Raw genomic sequence first — 18,229 nt, forward strand, 5'->3', positions numbered from 1 at the left:
ATTTTGAGTTAAGTTTTAAAAATGGAATATTAAAAGTATCTTCACAAAGTAATCTTTACTTAGCTAAAGACGGTGTAGCAAAAGTACAATGTTTCAAAGATTTTCAAGTCGTTTTTAACGCTTAAAATCTTTGTCCCATTGTAAACTCAAATTTTTGTGTTTTATCTTTTTCTTTCGGGCTAATTGCGTTTGCAAACATTAGCTGAATTGGTCCAACTGGACTAAACCACTCTATACCCGCCCCATATCCTGCACGTGAAATATTATTACTTAAAAGTGTAGTTTCTGAAATATTATCAGCTATAAATCCCCAGTCGATATATGTAACAAGACGCATTTTAGCTGCTGGTACCACTGGAAAACTAACCTCTAATGAGTTTGAAAAAGTTTGTGTCCCCCCTATTCTTCTAAATCCATCAGTTACTGTTGTATCTTCTACAGTTGGAGACAATGAATATGATTCATATCCTCTTACACTTCCAATACCACCCATATAAAACTTCTCTGCTAAAGGTACATTTCCATTGTCTAAAATATTATAGAATCGAGCTTTGTATCTGAAAATTGCATCAAAACCAATCCACTCATCCAAACCTTGATAAATTGAAAAGTTTGTTCTAGATTTCAGATAGTCTGCATCTGCCCCTATCCCAGTTTTTTCAAAACTTTGTGATAGTATAAAACCATTTCTTGGAAGATAGTAATCATCTGTACTATCCCAGTTTAAACTGACTGTTATTCCAGATTTGGCATATGCCTCAAAATAGTATGTTGGATAAGCACTTCGATTAAAATCACTTGCAAACGTATACTTATTTTCTGAATAGCCATACCCTAAATAACCAGTTATATATCTAGAAAATTTATGTCCTACACCGACTGTAGCACCATCAGTCGTTACAGAATAGTCATTATAATCATATGCAGAATGGAAAATTGAAAAGTTTCCTGAAAAATCACTGTCATTTAGTCTAGGATTTGATAGGTTAAAAGAAAAGTTTTTACTTGTCTGTGATTTTTCAGCTTTAAGACCTACATTAATTCCACTCCCCCAAATATTTCTATCACTTACACCAATACTAATAAGTAAACCACCGTAAGAACCATATCCACCACCTATTTGGACATTACCTGTAGGAGCTTCTTTTACTTTTACAATCAAGTCCATAGTTTGGTTATCGACTCTTTTTTCTTCAATTGTAGTACTATCAAAATATCCAAGACGTCCAATTGCATTTCTTGAGTCTTTTAAATCAGTTAAAGAGTACATATCTCCAGGTCCAAGATAAAGCTCACGACGAACAACTCTATCAAGTGTTCTTGAGTTTCCTGCAATTGTTACGTTTCTTATTTTTACTTTATTACCCGGTTTAATTAAAAAAACAACTTCTACCGTTTTATCTTTTTTATTTTTTTTAAGATCTGGTACAACTTGTACAAAAGCGTATGATTGATCTGCAATAAGTGTTTTAATTTTTTCAGAATCGTCTCTAAAAGTTTTGATGTTGAAAATTTCATTCGGCTTTAATGTTAAAAGCTCTTCTATTTTCTCGTCTTCAACAACTTTCTTCTCTTGATGTATAGAAACTTTTGAAATAGTATATTGTTCACCCTCAGTAATTTGATATGACATATCTGCTTTATAACTGTCAAAATTTACTCTGACAAAAGGCTCATTCACTTTTGCATCGAGATATCCATGCTGCATATAAAAATCACGGATTCTTAAATTATCATATTGGAGATCACGAAGGTGCATTTTTCCATCATTTCTACCCCAGAACCAGCCCATAAACTGGTGTTCTTTATTTGCAATTACATCATCAAAATCATCGCTGTCTAAACCGTATACACCACTATATTGTAAACTGTCAATGATAATCTCTTCACCTTCATTAATTAAGAATGTAATTTGGATACTGCCATTTTCCAGATAAGTTGTTTCAACCTCTACAACAGAATCCATTTTACCGTCTTGAGCGATTGCTTCAATTATACGTTGCTTAGCCGCTTCAATTTTTTTCTCATCGTACAGTGTCCCTTTTTTAAGCTGAACTACTTGGCTTTTGAAATCATCTTCATTCTCTTTATAGCCTTTTATTTCAACTTTGGAGATAATTGCCTTTTCTTTAAAGTAATATTCCAAGTTACCGTTATCAAATTCTGTCCAAATATCGTTAAAGTAACCCTGTTTAAAAAAAGTTTTTATCGACTTATCAACCATCTTTATATCAATATCATCACCTTTGTCAAATCCGAGCATTCTTAGAGCAACACTCTCAGAGATATGAACCATGCCATTAAATTTGATTGATTTAACCACTTCAGCAGAAAGAGCAGATGTAAAAAGTAAAAATAAGACCGATAAAAATATTTTCATTAAAATTCCATATGTAAAATTGGAAATGATTTTACCTCTTTTGAGGTTAATATTAAGTAAATTATGTATAATTTGGCAAAAAAACAAAACGATAAAGAATTTAAATATGAATGTTGCAATAATTGGTTTAGGATTAATGGGAGGCTCTTTAGCATTAAGCCTCAAAAAATTAGATTTTATAGACAGGGTCATAGGTTACGATCACAACCCTGAACATCAAAGTACTGCAATGGAACTTCAATTAGTAGATGCAATTGCTACTTTTGAAGAGGTAAAACAATCTGATGTCATTTTCTTGGCAATTCCTGTAAACGGCATTTTACGTGCATTAGAAGATCTAAAAACAGTTCCGGAAACTACAACTATTATAGATTTAGGAAGTACAAAAGAGAAAATCATCGAAGCAGTACCTCAAGAGATTCGTAAAAACTTTGTAGCAGCTCATCCTATGACAGGAACAGAAAACTTCGGACCAAAAGCGGCTATTGAAGGTTTATATGAAGATAAAGTAGTAGTACTATGTAACCTTGAAGACAGTGGTGAAGTACAATGTGATACTGCTAAAAGAATCTTCAAAGCACTTAATATGAAAAAACACTTTATGAAAGCAAAAGAGCATGATCGTCATGCCGCTTTCATATCTCACATGCCCCATGCTATCTCTTACTCTTTAGCAAATACGGTTTTAAAACAAGAGAATAAACACAATATTTTAGCACTTGCAGCGGGTGGCTTTAGATCGATGAGCCGTTTGGCAAAAAGTTCTCCAAATATGTGGGAAGATATTTTTAGACAGAATAAAGATAATATTCTCGAAGCAATCGAACTGTTTGAGACAGAACTGTCAAACATGAAAACTGCAATCAAAAACGAAGAGTGGGATTCAGTTCATAAAGAGATGTCCGATGGGAACAAGTTATACGATATCTTTAAATGATCCCGTATCTCTTGAAAACCTCTTTTACTTTCACTTTATCCAGCTTCTCTTTCTCAATTGAATAAATATTTTTCTCTAAAATTTCAACAATCTCTTTCACATCAGAATCACTATCTTTATAAGGTAGCAGTTTTATAAGTAACAGTTTCTCGTCTTTTAAAGAAATTTTTTGTGTATCGGATTTTCTGAGCTTACCTATTTTAAATATCATAATACTAATACCAATCAATACACCAAAAACAAAAGCTACTACTAAAGCAATAGGATCATTTTTTGTCTCAGTCACAACCGGTTTTTCTGTATTTTCCTCTGCTGTTTCATCTTTTTTGATTGTTAATGTTTGTTGTTGCTGTTTTGCTGTAGAACCGTTTACTTTAACATTTATAAGCTTTGTGTATATCTTTTTTAACTTTTTTGTTTTTGTATCAAAATAGACTAATTCAAAAGGTGGAATCGTAAAATCGTGATCGCTTACAAATACAAGTTTTTGTGTTAAAGTATTGTTACTAATATCTATCTTCTCATCAAAAACATTTACTCCTGAAATATGAGGCTTAAAGCTTTCAATATCTTCTAAATTACCCTCACCCTGTACCTTTACTACTACGTTGACCGCTTCATTTGGATTTGTAGTAGTTTTATCCGCCTCTGCACTGATCGTAAAAGCACCGATCAGTTTTGCGTTGTTTGGCAGTGGTTTCACATGCAAAGTCAGCTCATTTGAAAAATAGCTTTTCCAACGTACTTGAGGCATAAATGTAGGATTCCAACCATTAGAATTGACTCTTGATGCAACTCTGAGTTCTGAAGGAGAGATCGTAATATTTCCTTCTCTTTGAGGAGTCAACACATACTGTACTTTTGTCAACAGGTATGTGCCATCTTCATCTCTTTGAGGTTTTGATTCACTTTTTTTCCAAAAACCTTTAAAGTCTGAAGGTAAAAACTTGCTGTCAACTACAGAAACACTATGACTTTGCTTCAATGTTAAAGTCAGGGTAACACTTTCACCCACATATACATCTTTTTTTGAAATATCATACTCTAATATAAAATCTTTTTCAGCTTTACCAAGCTGTTTTTTTACTTTTAGATCAACGCTGTTTGACTTTACGCTATTACCGTCAATCTGCATCTCAACAGGTTCAATTGTACAATCTTTTTGTGCTACAAACTGGTATAAAAATGTACGAGTTTTTTTATACTCCGTATTTATCATCTCGATGTTTGTACGTGAACCACTAGAGATAATATTTTGACCACAAAGCTGATAAATGGTAGGCTCTGTAATATCAGACCCTTCAGCCTTTAAAGAGTATGTGACTACATCACCTATAGCTACCACTCTTGGAGATATGCTAGCACTTACTCCGGCATACAGAGAACTTACAGATAATAAAAAAAGTATATAAATTTTACCAAGGTTTTTCATCTTCATTCCTTTGGACTTTTTGATTTTGGTTTAGTTGATAAAGAAAAGTTTTTTGTTGTTTATTCAGAGCTTTTAGCCACTTTTTCTCTTCGGCATCACTCATCACATTTTGATGCTGTGCTTGTGCTGTACTGTTTTGAGACTCAAGTTTGTCTTCTTTTTCTTCATTTTTCTTTTGAGGAGAATCCTGTTTTGATTTTTGATCGTTTTTGTTTTGTTCCTCTTTCTTTTGATCTTGCTTTTTATCCTGCTGATCTTTTTTCTGCTCTTTATTTTCGCTTTGCTCATTACCTTTATTATTTTGCTGATCTTGTTTATCTTGATTTTTTTGATCTTGTTTATTTTTTTGCTCATTTTTTTGTTTATTCTGATCGTTTTGATTATTTTTGTCTTGCTTCTTATTTTGTTTCTTTTGCTCTTGCTGCTGTTTCTTTTTTTCTAACGCTTTTCTTACAGCTTCAAGGTTTTCTCTCACCTCTTTGTCATCTTTTATTTTCAAAGAGTTTTCATACGCATCAATGGCACTGAGAAGACTCTTTTCATCACCGATTTTTGCATAAGAGTTCCCAACGTTTGCATATTTATTAGCCTGTGAGTCCTTATCTGTAAAGTGTGCTTTATTGTATTGCTCAATCGCTTTTTTATACTCTTTTTGTTTATAAAAAGCATTTCCGCTGTTATAATAACCTGCATCATTTTTATGTTGTACGGCATAGTTTTTATAAAGCTCTTGAGCCTTTGTATACTCCTTCTTTTCATAGGCATTTTTTGCATCATTTAGATCCATAAAATCTAAAACACCCGCTTTTGCATTTGTTCCAAAAAAGAGTGAAACCAGTAGCAGGATGGAAGCAGGCACCTCAACACTTTTTCTTTTACTCATTGAGGATGTTGCAATAAGGAAAATAATCATGGCAAGCCCTAACGGATAGTAAAAAAGCGGAATATATTTTTCAATTTTTTTCGATTTTAATTCTTTTTTCTTTGCGATTGATTCGATCTCGTTTAACATAGTCTGTATATCTTGATTGGAATTAACACCCTGAATATACACACCACCAGTTTTCACTGCCAGTTCAGAAATCTGCTCATTGAGTTTTGAGATCACTATTTTGCCATTTTGTTTAATAAATTCACCGTTTTCTTCTTTGATCGGTGCACCCTGAGAAGTTGCAATACCGATTACAAAAACAACAATGTTGTTCTCTTTTGCAAATGCTATCTCTTTGGAAAAGTCTTCTTTGTCACCGCCGTCACTAAAAACTAAAAGGTATTTTTTCTTATCACTTTTAATATTGTTTTTTACAACTTCAAGCATTGAAAGAATATCAGTCCCTTTTTCCGTAATTGAATCCGTATCTAACTTATCAAGTAAAAAAGCAACAGCACTGTGATCAAAACTCAACGGTGAAACAAGATAAGAGTTTTTTGCATATGCAATTACACTCACACGCTCATTTGGTGCCATTTTCAACACTTCTAGTGCTTTGTGTTTTGCCAACTTCAACCTGTTTGGATAAAGATCTTCTGCCAACATAGAATCAGATATATCAAGTGAAAGTATAATATCTGCACTTTTTGCCTGTATCTCTATTTCACCGTCTTTTATCACTGGACCTGCCAATGCAACAACCATTAAAACAGCCATTAAGAAAAATAGTCCGTTTCTTGCTCGCAGTGTCAAAGTATTTGCACTTACACGAAGTTTTTTCATAACCTCTTCGGCAAAAAAATGTGCCTGTGATTCTTTTTGCGTTAACAGCAATACGAAAAGTACAAACACCGGTGGAAGCATATAGTATAAAAACTCAGGATGTAAAAATGTCATCACATACCTCCCCGTTTATTACGAAGATATACGTAAAGCATTAAAGATAAAAGTGCCACGAAAAGCGGATAAAAATAGTAATAGTTTTTATATGTAAAAGTCTCGTTTTTAATATCCGACTTTTCCAACTTGTCTATCTTCTCATAGATCTCTTTTAATTGTGAAGCACTCGAAGCCCCGTAGGCTACACCGTTTGTATCTTGTGCAATTTTCGCAAGCACTGCCCGGTTGTACTCATTCGGTGCACCAATTCCGATTGGATACACTTTTACACCCTCTTTTTTTGCCATATCAAGGGCTACATCAAGGGGAACCTTATCAACTCCTGCTGTTGAGTAACCGTCAGTTAATAAAATTGCTATTTTTGTCTTGGAATCACTCTCTTTTAACAGGTGTACCCCTTGTGCAAGTCCTTCATAAAGTGCCGTATATTTTCCCGCAATCCCTTCATGCAGTTGCATTACCAAAGAGGACAGGATATTTTTATCGTATGTAAGCGGTGAAGCTATAAATGAATACTGCCCAAATACTACCAGTCCCATATTATCGTTTTGCCGTTTTTGGATAAAGTCGCTTACAATGTTTTTGACAACATCAAAACGGCTGGCACCAGGATTAAGCATATCAAAACCGCGTTGTGCCATAGACTCGGAAGTATCTAAAATTAGTGCTATCTCATACCCTTTTTTAGGCTTTAATTCATACGGTTCATCTTTTACAGGTGACATCAAAGCTAAAACCATCATAACGATTCCCAGCCATTTTAGTAAAAAAAGAAGTTTGGAGGCACTGATGGATTGTTTTATAAACTGTGCGGAGTGGGGAAAATAAATAGAGGGTAATCTCATTTTACACAGCGTCTCACACGCTATGTAAAAAAAGATCACAAAAGCGATCTTAGGAAATTCAAAATAGATGCCGTCAAACATCTAACATCCCTTTGTAGATCTCAATTTGTCTAAGTGTATCTGCATCAAAAGTTTCAACACTCTTTTTATATTTATACTTCTGTAGCTTTTCAACCATCAAATCAAAATGTTTGAGATGTCTCGGAGTATCGTTTTTAAACGTAGCACCGTAAGCAGTAAGGTCATATGCTGTTTGTTTCGTATCGCTTAGGTCTAAAGCTTCTAAGAGTGCAAAATGTGCTTTACGTTTATTATATTTGTTTCTGTTTCTAAAATACCTATAGAGTAAATATAATGCACCTAAAATAAGTAAAGAGATTACAGTGACAATCGCAATAAAATAATATAAGGAATACTCCTGTATCTCTATCAAAGGTTTTATATCGTGAAGCGGAATATCATATGTCTTGTCTAACTTATTCATCACTATCTACCTTCAAACACACGTCTAAGTGCTACACCGACACTATCATCCGTATAAACTTTTGTAAAACGGATCTGCTGTTTTTTTAACGCTTCGTACAGTTCTCGATCATGGTTATGTACTTTTGCCGCATATTCACTTACACTAGACTTGTTAAAATCACCTTCTAAGACTGCCCCACTTTCAGGATCAACCAAAGAAGCAAAACCCATTGCTGGCGGTTTTTCCTCTAAATGATCCCTTACAATAATTGCCAAAACCTCATGTTTTTTGGCCAACAGTCTAAAGTCCGGAATCTCAAAAAAATCTCCGATAACGATGATCAAAGATTTTCTTTTGAGTCTTTTAAACAAAGTATCTGCCAAGTTTTTATAATCAGCTTTTTGATTGATCGGATCAAATTCCAAGATCTCTTCAACCGCTTTATGTACCTGAAACACTTTTTTACTAGGTTTTAGGTGTGAGATCATCTTATCGGTAAAGTTATATGTACTTAAGAGATCTCCGTTTTTAATTACAGAAAAACTAAGCAATGCTACAAGTTCTGCGATAACTTCTTGTTTAAAACGTTTTGAACCGAAATGGATACTCCCGTTTAACATCGAAGCGACAACAACATTCAGTTCTCTCTCTTCACGGAAGATCTTAATATAGGGCTTATGCATCTTAGCAGTAATATTCCAATCAATATGGCGAATATCATCTCCAGCCATATACTCCCGGAGCTCTATAAAGTCATATCCCTCACCTTGAAAGATGGAAGGGTTGTTTCCAACCATTTCAGAGAATACTTGACGGCGAGCTTTTACTAAGATCTTTTGTAGTTTAGACAATCTTTACCCTTTACGGAATAGGAACGATTTCAAGTACTTTTTGAATAATCTCATCCGTAGTGACACCATCCGCTTCTGCTTCGTATGTAAGCACGATACGGTGTCTCATTAACTCTTTTACTATGTAAGCTACATCTACAGGAGTCACATAATCTTTCCCACGCATAAATGCCATCGCTTTTACCGCTTTAAACATATCGATACTCACCCTTGGAGAAGCACCGAACTGAATAAAGTCTTTTATCTCTTCAAGACCATACTCTTCAGGATTTCTTGTTGCAGAGATGAGCTCGATCATATATTTCTCAACCTCTTCATCTACATGTACTTTTTGAATAGCTTGTTTTATCTCATCAATATCATCTTTATTGAGTACTGCGCTGATAGTTTCAAAATTCCCACTAGAAATGCGTCTTGCGATCTCAAGCTCTTCCTCTTTTGTGTTGTAACCAACAACAAGTTTAAGCATAAAACGGTCAAGCTGTGCTTCAGGCAATTGGTACACACCCTCTTGTTCAACAGGGTTTTGTGTCGCCATTACAAAGAATGGAAGATCAAGCTTAAAAGAAGTGTCACCGATTGTCACTTGTTTTTCCTGCATAACTTCAAGCAGCGCTGACTGAACCTTTGCAGGTGCACGGTTGATTTCATCGGCAAGTAAAAGGTTTGTAAAGATTGGACCTTTTTTGATCTTAAACTGATTGTTTTGAGGATCGTAAATCTCTGCACCTAAAATATCTGACGGTAATAAGTCCGGAGTAAACTGTGCACGTTTAAAGTCTAAGCCTAAAGCTTTTGACAGTGCATTAACAGTGGTCGTTTTAGCAAGACCTGGAACACCTTCGATTAAAATATGTCCCTCACATAAAAGTGCAATCAAAAGAGAATCGATCATTTTTTCCTGACCGACTACAACTTTTGCAACCTCTTTTTTAACTTCTTCGATTTTACTTATCATAGTTTCTACCTATTTTCATATAAACTATTGTAAGTATATTCCTTTGTGGTAAATAATTTCTAAATATTGAGGTTTAATACTTTATCTATACCATCTTTTTTAATTTTATCGTTCAATTGTCTTACTAAATCTTGAATAGCAACGTCGTACCCTTGTGAAGACTGTCCTACCAAATGAAGAACATTTGATGCGATTTTTACACCTTTATAATTCTTTGTAATAATATTGAGTTCTGAACGGGCAAGTGTAAAACCGTATGCATTTGCTTTTGTAACACTGGCATTAACAGTAATAATATAATGCATTTTTGAACTGGTGTTATTTATTCTAAAACTTCTTTTAGAGAGTGCTTTTTCGATTGGAGTATGTAAGTTTTTGATGTTTGAACTTACAGAAAAACTGATGTTTGACTGGTAATATTGATATTTTTTCTCAATCTCTTTGATTCTTTGAAGATAAACAGAAGAGTTAAAACCGCTGTTTAGCTCCTTCATAACGATCAGTGTATGTGGTAGATTTGCAAACTCTTTTTTTTGCTCTTTATAAAACAGATACTTTTCTAAACCGCCATTATTCAGATTGTTCTCTTTTGCATTTGCTAAAGAGATACTCTGATCAAGCTCTTGTTGTAAGCTATGAAAAAGTTTTTGCTTGTCTGAGCGAATTAAAACGGCATATCTTTTAAAACCTAAGCTTTCAGATTGGATCACTTCATAGTTACTAATACGGATCTTTTTCACATCTGAAGCAATATCTGAATTGTACTCACCCTCTTGCGACGTTGTACTTCCTTCAACTACTCTTGTCTTTGCTCTGTATGTCGATGAGATCGACACGCTTAGTGTTGAAGCCATATAGTTTAAAGCATTCGCAATTGCCTCTTGTTTATCTTTTCCCTCACCCAAAGCATAAAGTACTGAAGAGTTTGACATCGGCGGTGTCGTATACCATGCAGGAAGCTCTTTTTTAGATGTTAGTTCAATCTGTTTTGTTGCACTACCGCATCCGCTTAATAAAAAAGTGAAAACTAGAAAATATGTGAGTATCTTTTTCATCTATTGATCTGCTCCATACCACGTTTACGTTTTTCGATCAGATTATCTATTCTCACTATCGCCTTATTGATCTCCTCTACAGGCTCAATCATTAAATGGTCTGCATATCCGTAGTACTCTTTTGCTTCTTTATAGTTGCCCTGTGCTTCTTTAAGTACACCTAGATTGTAAAAAGGAACATAACTTTTTTGTGCTGTAGCATCGATAAGCTCTGTTAAAAGCTGTTCAGCCTTGTCATAGCGTCTTTGTTCTATATATTTTAAAGAAACTTCTAATAACTTCTCTTGGCGATCGTTATAATCAATATCCGGTTTTTCTAAAAGTACTACATTAAATTGTCTATAGTGTGGTGTGAGTTTGTAAGTAAATGTATCTGCTATAGAGTTTGCCAGCTCTTGAGCTATCATTCCTCTTGAAGGTAATGCACGGGAGTCATCACTACAATGTTTATGTGTAGTTGCCCTGCTAAGCGTATCTGCAAAAATAATATCACCTTTCGTCACGTCAATTATTCTCATATCGGCTGAAAGGCTAGATACTCTTTTTGTACAACGCACATTATAATATTCAAGCTGTGAGCACTTTAAATCGGCACACTTTACACGTTTCTCGTAAAAATGAGTATCTTGTTGTGAAGGAGCACTCACTCTACCTGAAATTATCGCTTGAGCCCCTATAATATTTCCAACTTTTACGGCATCTTGAGGGTTAACAAGTCCACTGTTTTGAAGTTTTTGTTCACTGATAATATTGTTAAAATCTTTTCTACTGACAATCGTAAAATACTTCTTATTATCCAGTCTGAAACCTGCAAGTTTTGCTTCTATCTTATCCGAGAGCCCTACTCTATCGTTATTGAAGTATGTAACCGTTACCTTTTTTGTTTGTGATATTCTGTCAACTTCAGCAGGTTCCAATGCAGAAATACCAACTTTTTGGGCACATCCACTAAATACTATAGCTCCCAAAATAATAGTGAACAACACTTTTTTCATGTAAAACCCCTTTGTGAAACAATTGTAGTTAAATAAAGTTTAACCACATATTAATCTTTTAACCTCTTTTAAACTCTTGATCTGCTTTGTTTCTATCTGCTCTATAAGCTCTTTATATTGAGTGTCTTCTTCTAAAATCAGCAGAACGTTTACCTGTTCCAAACTCTTCATTTGTGAAATTTTTTCGCACAGCTTATTTTCACTTCTGTTTTCTTTTTTTCTGCTTCTAAATTTTATTTTCGCTACTAAAAAACCAGCTATAAACGTAAGGAAATAGTAGAAATACTCTTTTTTGAAATGGAATGTTTGTTCCTCTTTTACATCAAGTAAATCTTCTTTGGTAAAACTGCTTTTTTGCACTTTTATTTGAACAGGTTTTGTTTGTAGTGTATGTATTGTTTGTTGTATCAAATCATAATACTGCAGCTGTTGTGCGGGAATTGTAAAATCTTTGTCACTTACAAAAGCAAATTTTTGACTCCATCTCCCCTGAGTTCCCTCTTTTGTCAATTCAATCTCTAACTTTGGTTCCTCTTGAAACACTTTTACATCGGGAATATTAAAATGAAAAGGTTGGATTATTTTAAAGTCCCCTTTCCCTTCTAAAATAATCTCAAGATGATACGGTTCAAATTGTGTAATCTTACTATCGTCTTGTTTTGTTTGCAGAGTAAATTTCCCTACTAGTTTTTGATCTATAGGAGTTACATTTAATTTAATCGATTGCAGAGGAAATTTTTTGATTGAGTATTCTTCATATGCTCTGTTGTCACGTCCAAGAACCGTATTTTCAATTGAATCCTTGTTTGTTTTTTTCATTGTAGCTTCTAAATCGAGCTTAAAATCACCGCCATTTTTGACGTATAAAACAAATTCAAAACTGTTTTCTCTATGGTTGTCTATGATCTGTTCTTTTTCACTTAAAAGTTTAATAGAGTAGTTTTTATTATCTGTTACAGGATTAAACTCAATTACGTACAATTCAGATTTATCACTAAAAACACAAGTGTATTTAAAATATACCGCTTCGTTTGTTACAACATTTTTCTTATTTAAATCTAAATACCATTTATAGGTACTTGCTTCTAATACACTGTAAAGAAATAAAAAAACGAATAAAAATCTACCAAGGTTTTTTTTCATTTACCACCCTTTTATTGATCAACTCATATTGTTTTGAACTGAGTTTTGATTTTGCATCATTAAGATCTATTTTTGATTGTGAGGACTTCACTTTTTCTCCTCCATCTCCGCTGCCGCTTGAAGATGTGTTCACTTGCATATTTGAGCCACCACCCTCTTTTTTCTTCTGAGAACTGTTTCTTTGTTTTGCAATTTCACTTTTTTTCTTCTTGTCCTGCATTCCCGTACTCATCTCATAATTATCGGGGACACCCTTTATGTGCTGCAGATTTTCATCCGCTTCTTGAGTATATTCTAAACTTAAAGATTTTAATAACTCTACTCTCGCTCTAGTGAATTCCTTAAGGCGTATCAAACAGTTTGCTCTATTGTAAAACACAATTGCTTTAATATGGGGCGTGTTCGATTTTACAAGAGCAAACCTCTCCAGTGCATCTTCATAAGCACCCTCTTGATATAGCCTAACACCTTGATCGAATGCTAATTTGTTTGGATCTTTTAAAACATTTAAAACATCTGCCTGCATCTGAATACCAAAAAGAAGTAAAAATGCAATCACCCATTTTTTCAATGTTGTTGTTGCTATTAAAAATGTGAGAATTGCAAGTGCTATAAAATAGTAATAAAGCTCTTTATTTTGAATGATGTTGTTTTCCTGCATAAAACTTGCATCTCTTTGCTCTTCAAGTGCAGATTTAACCTCACTTAACTCTTTTGTATATACACCGCCTGTAGCATTTGAGAGACTCTCTATAGCACTGTTTTCACGGCTCACTACGATATCGCCGTTTTCATCTTTTAAAAATGTTCCTTGTTTAGTTTTGAGAGTACCGCCAAAGCTTGTTGCTGTCATGAAAATATTGACGATCAGATGGTTCTCTTTTGCAAATGCAATCTCCTCTGAAAAATCTTTGTTATCTGTACCGTCGCTGAAAATCACCAAAGATACTTTTTTACTGCTTGAAATTTTTCTTGCAAGTTTGAGTACCGGCAATACTGAACTTCCCTTGGTTAAGATGAGATTTTCATCTAATGAGCTAAAAAGATGTAGTAACAGTTCACTATCTTGTGTAAGCGGCGAAAGGATAATTGCATTTGTCGTAAATCCAAGGACACCAAAACGGCTCTTTTGCTCACTTTTTACAAGTTTTGCCAACTCCTCTTTTGCAAATCCTAATCTTGTCGGTAAAATATCATTGGACTGCATAGAGTATGAAAGATCCACGCCCAAAACAACATCACTTAAAAGCTCTTTTGACTTTATAGGCTCTTCCTCAATGATAGGACGAGCTAATGCGATAACGAGTAAAACAAAAGTTACAAGATATCCTACTACTCTTACTCTTGAAAACAATGTCTCTTTTTTTAATAATGCGACAATAATAAAAAGGAGTAACCAAAAATACTCAGGATTTAAAAAACTCATTTTTTCATCTCCCGAAACACTAAAAAGAGTAATAAAGCAATAGCAATAATTACTATACTCTGATACAGATAGTTTTTCACTTTGTATTGACTCGATTTTATCTTTGAAGATTCCATTGCATCTATATCTTCATACACCTCTTGCAGCTGCGTTGCATTTTTAGCAGAAAAATATTTTCCCCCGCTCTCTTGTGCAATCTTCTCCATCAAAGCCGAATCGGCTTCTCCAATAGCAATAGTATATATTTTAATATTTTTCTCTATTGCCAGCTTTGCCGCATCTTTTGGAGAGATATTCCCGCTATTGTGTTCACCGTCACTCAATAGTATAATCACCCTATTTTTTGCTTTTGAAAAGGCAAATGCTCTAACACTCATAGCTATCGCTTCACCTATAGCAGTATTTTGCCCTGCCATCCCTTGTGTTAAATACTCCAACATATCCACAACTACGTTTTTTTCATAAGTAATAGGAGAAGCAATAAAAGCAAAATCTCCGTAAAGCACAATTCCCACATTATCGTTTACGCGTTTTTCTATAAACTCTTTGGCAATATATTTTGTTATATCAAATCTACTTACATGCAAAGAATCTTTAAAAGCCTGATCAAATGCTTCTTTATCTTGTAAAAATCCGCTGGCATTCATAGAGCCGCTAGCATCAAGAGCTAAAACAATATCTTTTCCAAATCTATTGTTTGGATTTGTTTTATCAACCGCTATTGGAGATGCCAGTGCCGCAACCAGTAAAGTAAAGATCAAAACTCTTAAAAACGAGTCTATTTTCAGATATCTTTTTCCCGTAGACATAAGATGCAAATGAACAAAGTATTTTTGTACAATATGTTCTTTACATTTATAAAGGCACCATAGTATCGGTAATAATAAAATAATAAGATACGGATATTCAAAACTATAGAAATTCATTAGTGATATTCTAGCGAAAAGAACCTTTTATAAAAAAATTAATTTTTTTTCAAAAAACTCTTGACATATCATTTGGATTTGTCTATAATTCCAGCCTCTTAAGTAAGAGAAACCAAATGTCTCGTTAGCTCAGCTGGTAGAGCACGTCACTTTTAATGATGTGGCCGATGGTTCGAATCCATCACGGGACACCATAACTACAATATTTGGCCCCATCGTCTAGCGGTTAGGATCCATGGTTTTCATCCATGTTACCGGAGTTCGAGTCTCCGTGGGGTCACCATCCTAACAAATACATTTTCAATAAATCAATCACTTAAAAATCAACCCAATTGTAACTTATTGTAAATCGTAATTTATCGGTATCGTTAAAGTTAATTCTTCATCAGGTTTTGGTAATTTTTCCTCAAGATTTTCAATTGTTTCCACAGCTGCACGAGAGAGTATATTATGCTTACTTTCAACAACTTCTATATTTGAAATTTTTGCTTCTGTAGAGAGTGTAAACTTAACAGTTACTATACCTTCTATCCCTTGCATTCTTGCCCGTCTCGGATAATACAGATTCTCTTTCAATAAAGAGACTATTTCACTTACGTGTAATGATAGATAATTGTTTTCTTTATGTTGCGGTTCTTTTGTTGCAATAACTTCCGTTTTACAATGAGTATCGACATCTTTTTTTTGTGTTGTATTTTGCACACTCTGTGTAAGATTTTGGTCTACTTCTACCAGTTGTTCTGTGTTCTCTTGCACTGCTTGTATATCTGGCTGTTGTACTTGTTTAGAGACTTCTTCTTTTACAACAATCTCTTTTTTTACAACTGCTTCTTGTTTCGGTACTTCTTGGGCTATTTCTTTGATTGATTGTTTTTCAGTTTTTTCAACTTTTGTTTGTTCTTTATTCTTGTTTTCGGAAGTTTTTACAACTTTGGAGGTTTGAATAGTATTTAAATTAATTGTAGTACTGCAACAAGCACACAGATGTGTTTCCTGTGTGGATGCAGATAAAATTTTATAAAGGTAAAAAATACTCACTGCCAATACAAAATGTACCAGCAGTGATAAAATAAAAGATTTTGAATTTCTTGTCAACTTTTTAATTAGATAGCACGTTTAAATTCAGGGTATGCTTCAACACCCACTTCTTGAACATCAAGTCCTTCAATTTGTGCTTCATCATCTGCTCTGAATCTTACTATTTTGTTAATAATAAATAAAACAATATATGAAACAACAAAAACAATAACAGCAACTTCAGCAACACCTTTTAATTGATCCATAAATGATACTTTGTCAATAAATAAACCAACTGCCAATGTCCCCCAAATTCCATTGACAAGGTGAACAGAAAGTGCACCAACCGGATCATCAAGTTTCAACTTGTCAAACATAGGAACCGCAAATACAACTAAAGCACCACCAATTGCACCTATTAAAAGAGGTGTGTACATATCGTAAAGATCAGGCCCTGCTGTAATTGCAACAAGTCCGCCTAACGCACCGTTTAAAATCATAGTAATATCTAAAAGCTTATATCTCATATACATTAAAATTCCGGCCATTAAAGCACCAGCTAAGCCTGCCGTATTTGTATTCATAATTGTTGCAGCCACCGTATTAGCACTCTCAACACTTGAGATTGAACCGACACTTCCACCGTTAAATCCGAACCATCCAATCCAAAGCAGCATTGCACCTAAAACAACAAGCGGAATATTTGAAGCAGGAATTACATGAATTTTACCGTCTTTATATCTCCCGCGACGAGGACCCATAATCATAATAGCAGCTAAAAGTGCCCAACCACCTGTAGAGTGAATAACTGTAGAACCGGCTAGATCGTACATATTGATATCAAACATAGTATCTGCTAAAAAATCTGCTCCCCAACTGATATTTACGATAAACGGATATATGAAACCACCCATCACTACTGTAAAGACCATTAATGGAATAATACGAACCCTTTCACTTACACCACCACTCATAATATTTACAGTTTTTCCAACGAAAGCCATTTGAAATAAAAATGCTGCAAAAATACTCATAGATGTATTTTCCCATGAACCAAATGCAATTGTGTATCCTGTTAATAAAAACATTATAGATGCAACAGTATAAATCATTGTATTTACAGTTAGAACAGAAGAAACGTTTTTAGTTCTTACAAGCCCTGCTTCAAGCATAGCAAAACCAGGAACCATAAAAATAATTAACACCATTGAAAACAGTGCGAAGAAAGTATCAAAAATATACTTGATATCAAGTTCAGACATATATACCCTTTTTTAAATAATTAGGGTAAGTCTAACAAAAAGAAGATTTTTTTTTGATTAAATAATTGCTTATTGGAAGGTTTTTTGCATATGCGAAAAAAGCATATGCAATAGGGAAAGAAAAAGAGGAACTAGATAGCCTCGTTATCCTCTTCACCTGTACGAATTCTGATAATTTTATCGATATCGCTTACGAAGATTTTACCGTCACCGATTTTACCTGTACGCGCTGATTCAACGATTGTACTTACAGTTTGGTCAACCATATCATCAGATACAACCATCTCCATTTTAATTTTTGGTAAAAAGTCTACCACGTACTCAGCACCACGGTAAAGTTCAGAGTGACCTTTTTGACGACCGTAACCTTTTACTTCGCTTACAGTCATACCTGTTACGCCGATCTCTGCCAGTGCATCTTTTACATCTTCTAACTTAAATGGTTTGATAACCGCTTCTACTCTTTTCATATCTAAAAACTCCATTCATTTCTTCGAAGAGCTTTTTTTATAGCTCTTCTTTTCGATTTTAAAATTGTAACCACTTTTATGGTTTAAATCAACTACTTTATACGTTTAATACTTTTTCACCATGAACAGCTTCATCAAGACCAAGTTGTTCAGTTTCTTCATCAACTCTACCACCACCAGTTAAAGCAGCTGCGATATAGTAAACGATAACAGTACCAACTAAAGTGAAGATACC

The 18,229-nt window shown here is 34.2% G+C and carries 16 protein-coding genes and 2 tRNA genes; 3 read left to right on the plus strand and 15 right to left on the minus strand.

Going from position 1 to position 18,229, the window contains the following annotated elements:
• Window positions 1-121: 121 nt before the first annotated feature.
• Window positions 122-2,380 (minus strand): outer membrane protein assembly factor BamA, encoded by a 2,259-nt coding sequence (gene bamA / locus P6N22_RS09865; protein ID WP_280332529.1) that lies wholly within the window; start codon window positions 2,378-2,380, stop codon window positions 122-124.
• 106 nt (window positions 2,381-2,486) lie between these two features.
• Here bamA and P6N22_RS09870 point away from each other — a divergent pair, with 106 nt between their 5' ends.
• Window positions 2,487-3,317 (plus strand): prephenate dehydrogenase, encoded by an 831-nt coding sequence (locus tag P6N22_RS09870; RefSeq protein WP_280332531.1) that lies wholly within the window; start codon window positions 2,487-2,489, stop codon window positions 3,315-3,317.
• Here the strand turns inward: P6N22_RS09870 and P6N22_RS09875 are convergent.
• The 11 genes from P6N22_RS09875 to P6N22_RS09925 form a co-directional block, all read right to left on the minus strand.
• The gene (locus tag P6N22_RS09875; protein WP_280332533.1) at window positions 3,310-4,749 is read right to left on the minus strand and encodes a BatD family protein; all 1,440 of its coding nucleotides are present in this window, start codon (window positions 4,747-4,749) and stop codon (window positions 3,310-3,312) included. The two genes, P6N22_RS09870 and P6N22_RS09875, sit on opposite strands and share 8 nt — an antisense overlap.
• A complete protein-coding gene (locus P6N22_RS09880) occupies window positions 4,733-6,577 on the minus strand; it encodes a VWA domain-containing protein (RefSeq protein WP_280332534.1) in 1,845 nt (614 codons plus the stop codon). The genes P6N22_RS09875 and P6N22_RS09880 overlap by 17 nt, the downstream gene beginning before the upstream one ends.
• Window positions 6,577-7,323: a VWA domain-containing protein gene (locus P6N22_RS09885; protein ID WP_280332536.1), complete on the minus strand. Its 747-nt coding sequence runs from the start codon at window positions 7,321-7,323 to the stop codon at window positions 6,577-6,579. Before P6N22_RS09885 ends, P6N22_RS09880 begins: the two co-directional genes overlap by 1 nt.
• A gap of 175 nt (window positions 7,324-7,498) precedes the next feature.
• Entirely contained in the window at window positions 7,499-7,909 is a 411-nt protein-coding gene (locus P6N22_RS09890; protein ID WP_280332538.1) for a hypothetical protein, read from the minus strand.
• A gap of 2 nt (window positions 7,910-7,911) precedes the next feature.
• The gene (locus P6N22_RS09895) at window positions 7,912-8,742 is read right to left on the minus strand and encodes a DUF58 domain-containing protein (protein ID WP_280332539.1); all 831 of its coding nucleotides are present in this window, start codon (window positions 8,740-8,742) and stop codon (window positions 7,912-7,914) included.
• 10 nt (window positions 8,743-8,752) lie between these two features.
• On the minus strand, window positions 8,753-9,700 hold the full coding sequence (locus P6N22_RS09900; RefSeq protein ID WP_280332542.1) for a MoxR family ATPase: 948 nt from the start codon (window positions 9,698-9,700) through the stop codon (window positions 8,753-8,755).
• 59 nt (window positions 9,701-9,759) lie between these two features.
• On the minus strand, window positions 9,760-10,755 hold the full coding sequence (locus tag P6N22_RS09905) for an LPP20 family lipoprotein (RefSeq protein WP_280332543.1): 996 nt from the start codon (window positions 10,753-10,755) through the stop codon (window positions 9,760-9,762).
• A complete protein-coding gene (locus P6N22_RS09910) occupies window positions 10,752-11,750 on the minus strand; it encodes a CsgG/HfaB family protein (RefSeq protein WP_280332545.1) in 999 nt (332 codons plus the stop codon). The genes P6N22_RS09905 and P6N22_RS09910 overlap by 4 nt, the downstream gene beginning before the upstream one ends.
• A 39-nt stretch (window positions 11,751-11,789) precedes the next feature.
• Window positions 11,790-12,893: a hypothetical protein gene (locus tag P6N22_RS09915; RefSeq protein ID WP_280332546.1), complete on the minus strand. Its 1,104-nt coding sequence runs from the start codon at window positions 12,891-12,893 to the stop codon at window positions 11,790-11,792.
• On the minus strand, window positions 12,874-14,319 hold the full coding sequence (locus P6N22_RS09920; protein ID WP_280332548.1) for a VWA domain-containing protein: 1,446 nt from the start codon (window positions 14,317-14,319) through the stop codon (window positions 12,874-12,876). The genes P6N22_RS09915 and P6N22_RS09920 overlap by 20 nt, the downstream gene beginning before the upstream one ends.
• Window positions 14,316-15,245: a VWA domain-containing protein gene (locus P6N22_RS09925; RefSeq protein WP_280332550.1), complete on the minus strand. Its 930-nt coding sequence runs from the start codon at window positions 15,243-15,245 to the stop codon at window positions 14,316-14,318. Before P6N22_RS09925 ends, P6N22_RS09920 begins: the two co-directional genes overlap by 4 nt.
• 118 nt (window positions 15,246-15,363) lie before the next feature.
• Between P6N22_RS09925 and P6N22_RS09930 the strand changes: the two genes are divergently transcribed.
• A tRNA-Lys gene (locus P6N22_RS09930) sits at window positions 15,364-15,439 on the plus strand.
• A 14-nt stretch (window positions 15,440-15,453) separates the two neighbouring features.
• Window positions 15,454-15,528: transfer RNA gene (locus P6N22_RS09935), tRNA-Glu, on the plus strand.
• A 56-nt stretch (window positions 15,529-15,584) separates the two neighbouring features.
• Here P6N22_RS09935 and P6N22_RS09940 read toward each other — a convergent pair.
• The 3 genes from P6N22_RS09940 to P6N22_RS09950 all read right to left on the minus strand — a co-directional run bounded on the left by P6N22_RS09940 (window position 15,585) and on the right by P6N22_RS09950 (window position 17,994).
• Window positions 15,585-16,340 carry an energy transducer TonB gene (locus P6N22_RS09940; RefSeq protein ID WP_280332552.1) on the minus strand — a complete coding sequence of 252 codons (756 nt, stop codon included), beginning with the start codon at window positions 16,338-16,340 and terminating at the stop codon, window positions 15,585-15,587.
• Between the two features lie 8 nt (window positions 16,341-16,348).
• Window positions 16,349-17,524 (minus strand): ammonium transporter, encoded by a 1,176-nt coding sequence (locus P6N22_RS09945; protein ID WP_280332554.1) that lies wholly within the window; start codon window positions 17,522-17,524, stop codon window positions 16,349-16,351.
• Between the two features lie 131 nt (window positions 17,525-17,655).
• On the minus strand, window positions 17,656-17,994 hold the full coding sequence (locus P6N22_RS09950; protein ID WP_280332556.1) for a P-II family nitrogen regulator: 339 nt from the start codon (window positions 17,992-17,994) through the stop codon (window positions 17,656-17,658).
• Window positions 17,995-18,229 lie beyond the last annotated feature (235 nt).

The sequence above is a fragment of the Sulfurimonas sp. C5 genome, assembly GCF_029872055.1.
Lineage (GTDB): Bacteria > Campylobacterota > Campylobacteria > Campylobacterales > Sulfurimonadaceae > Sulfurimonas.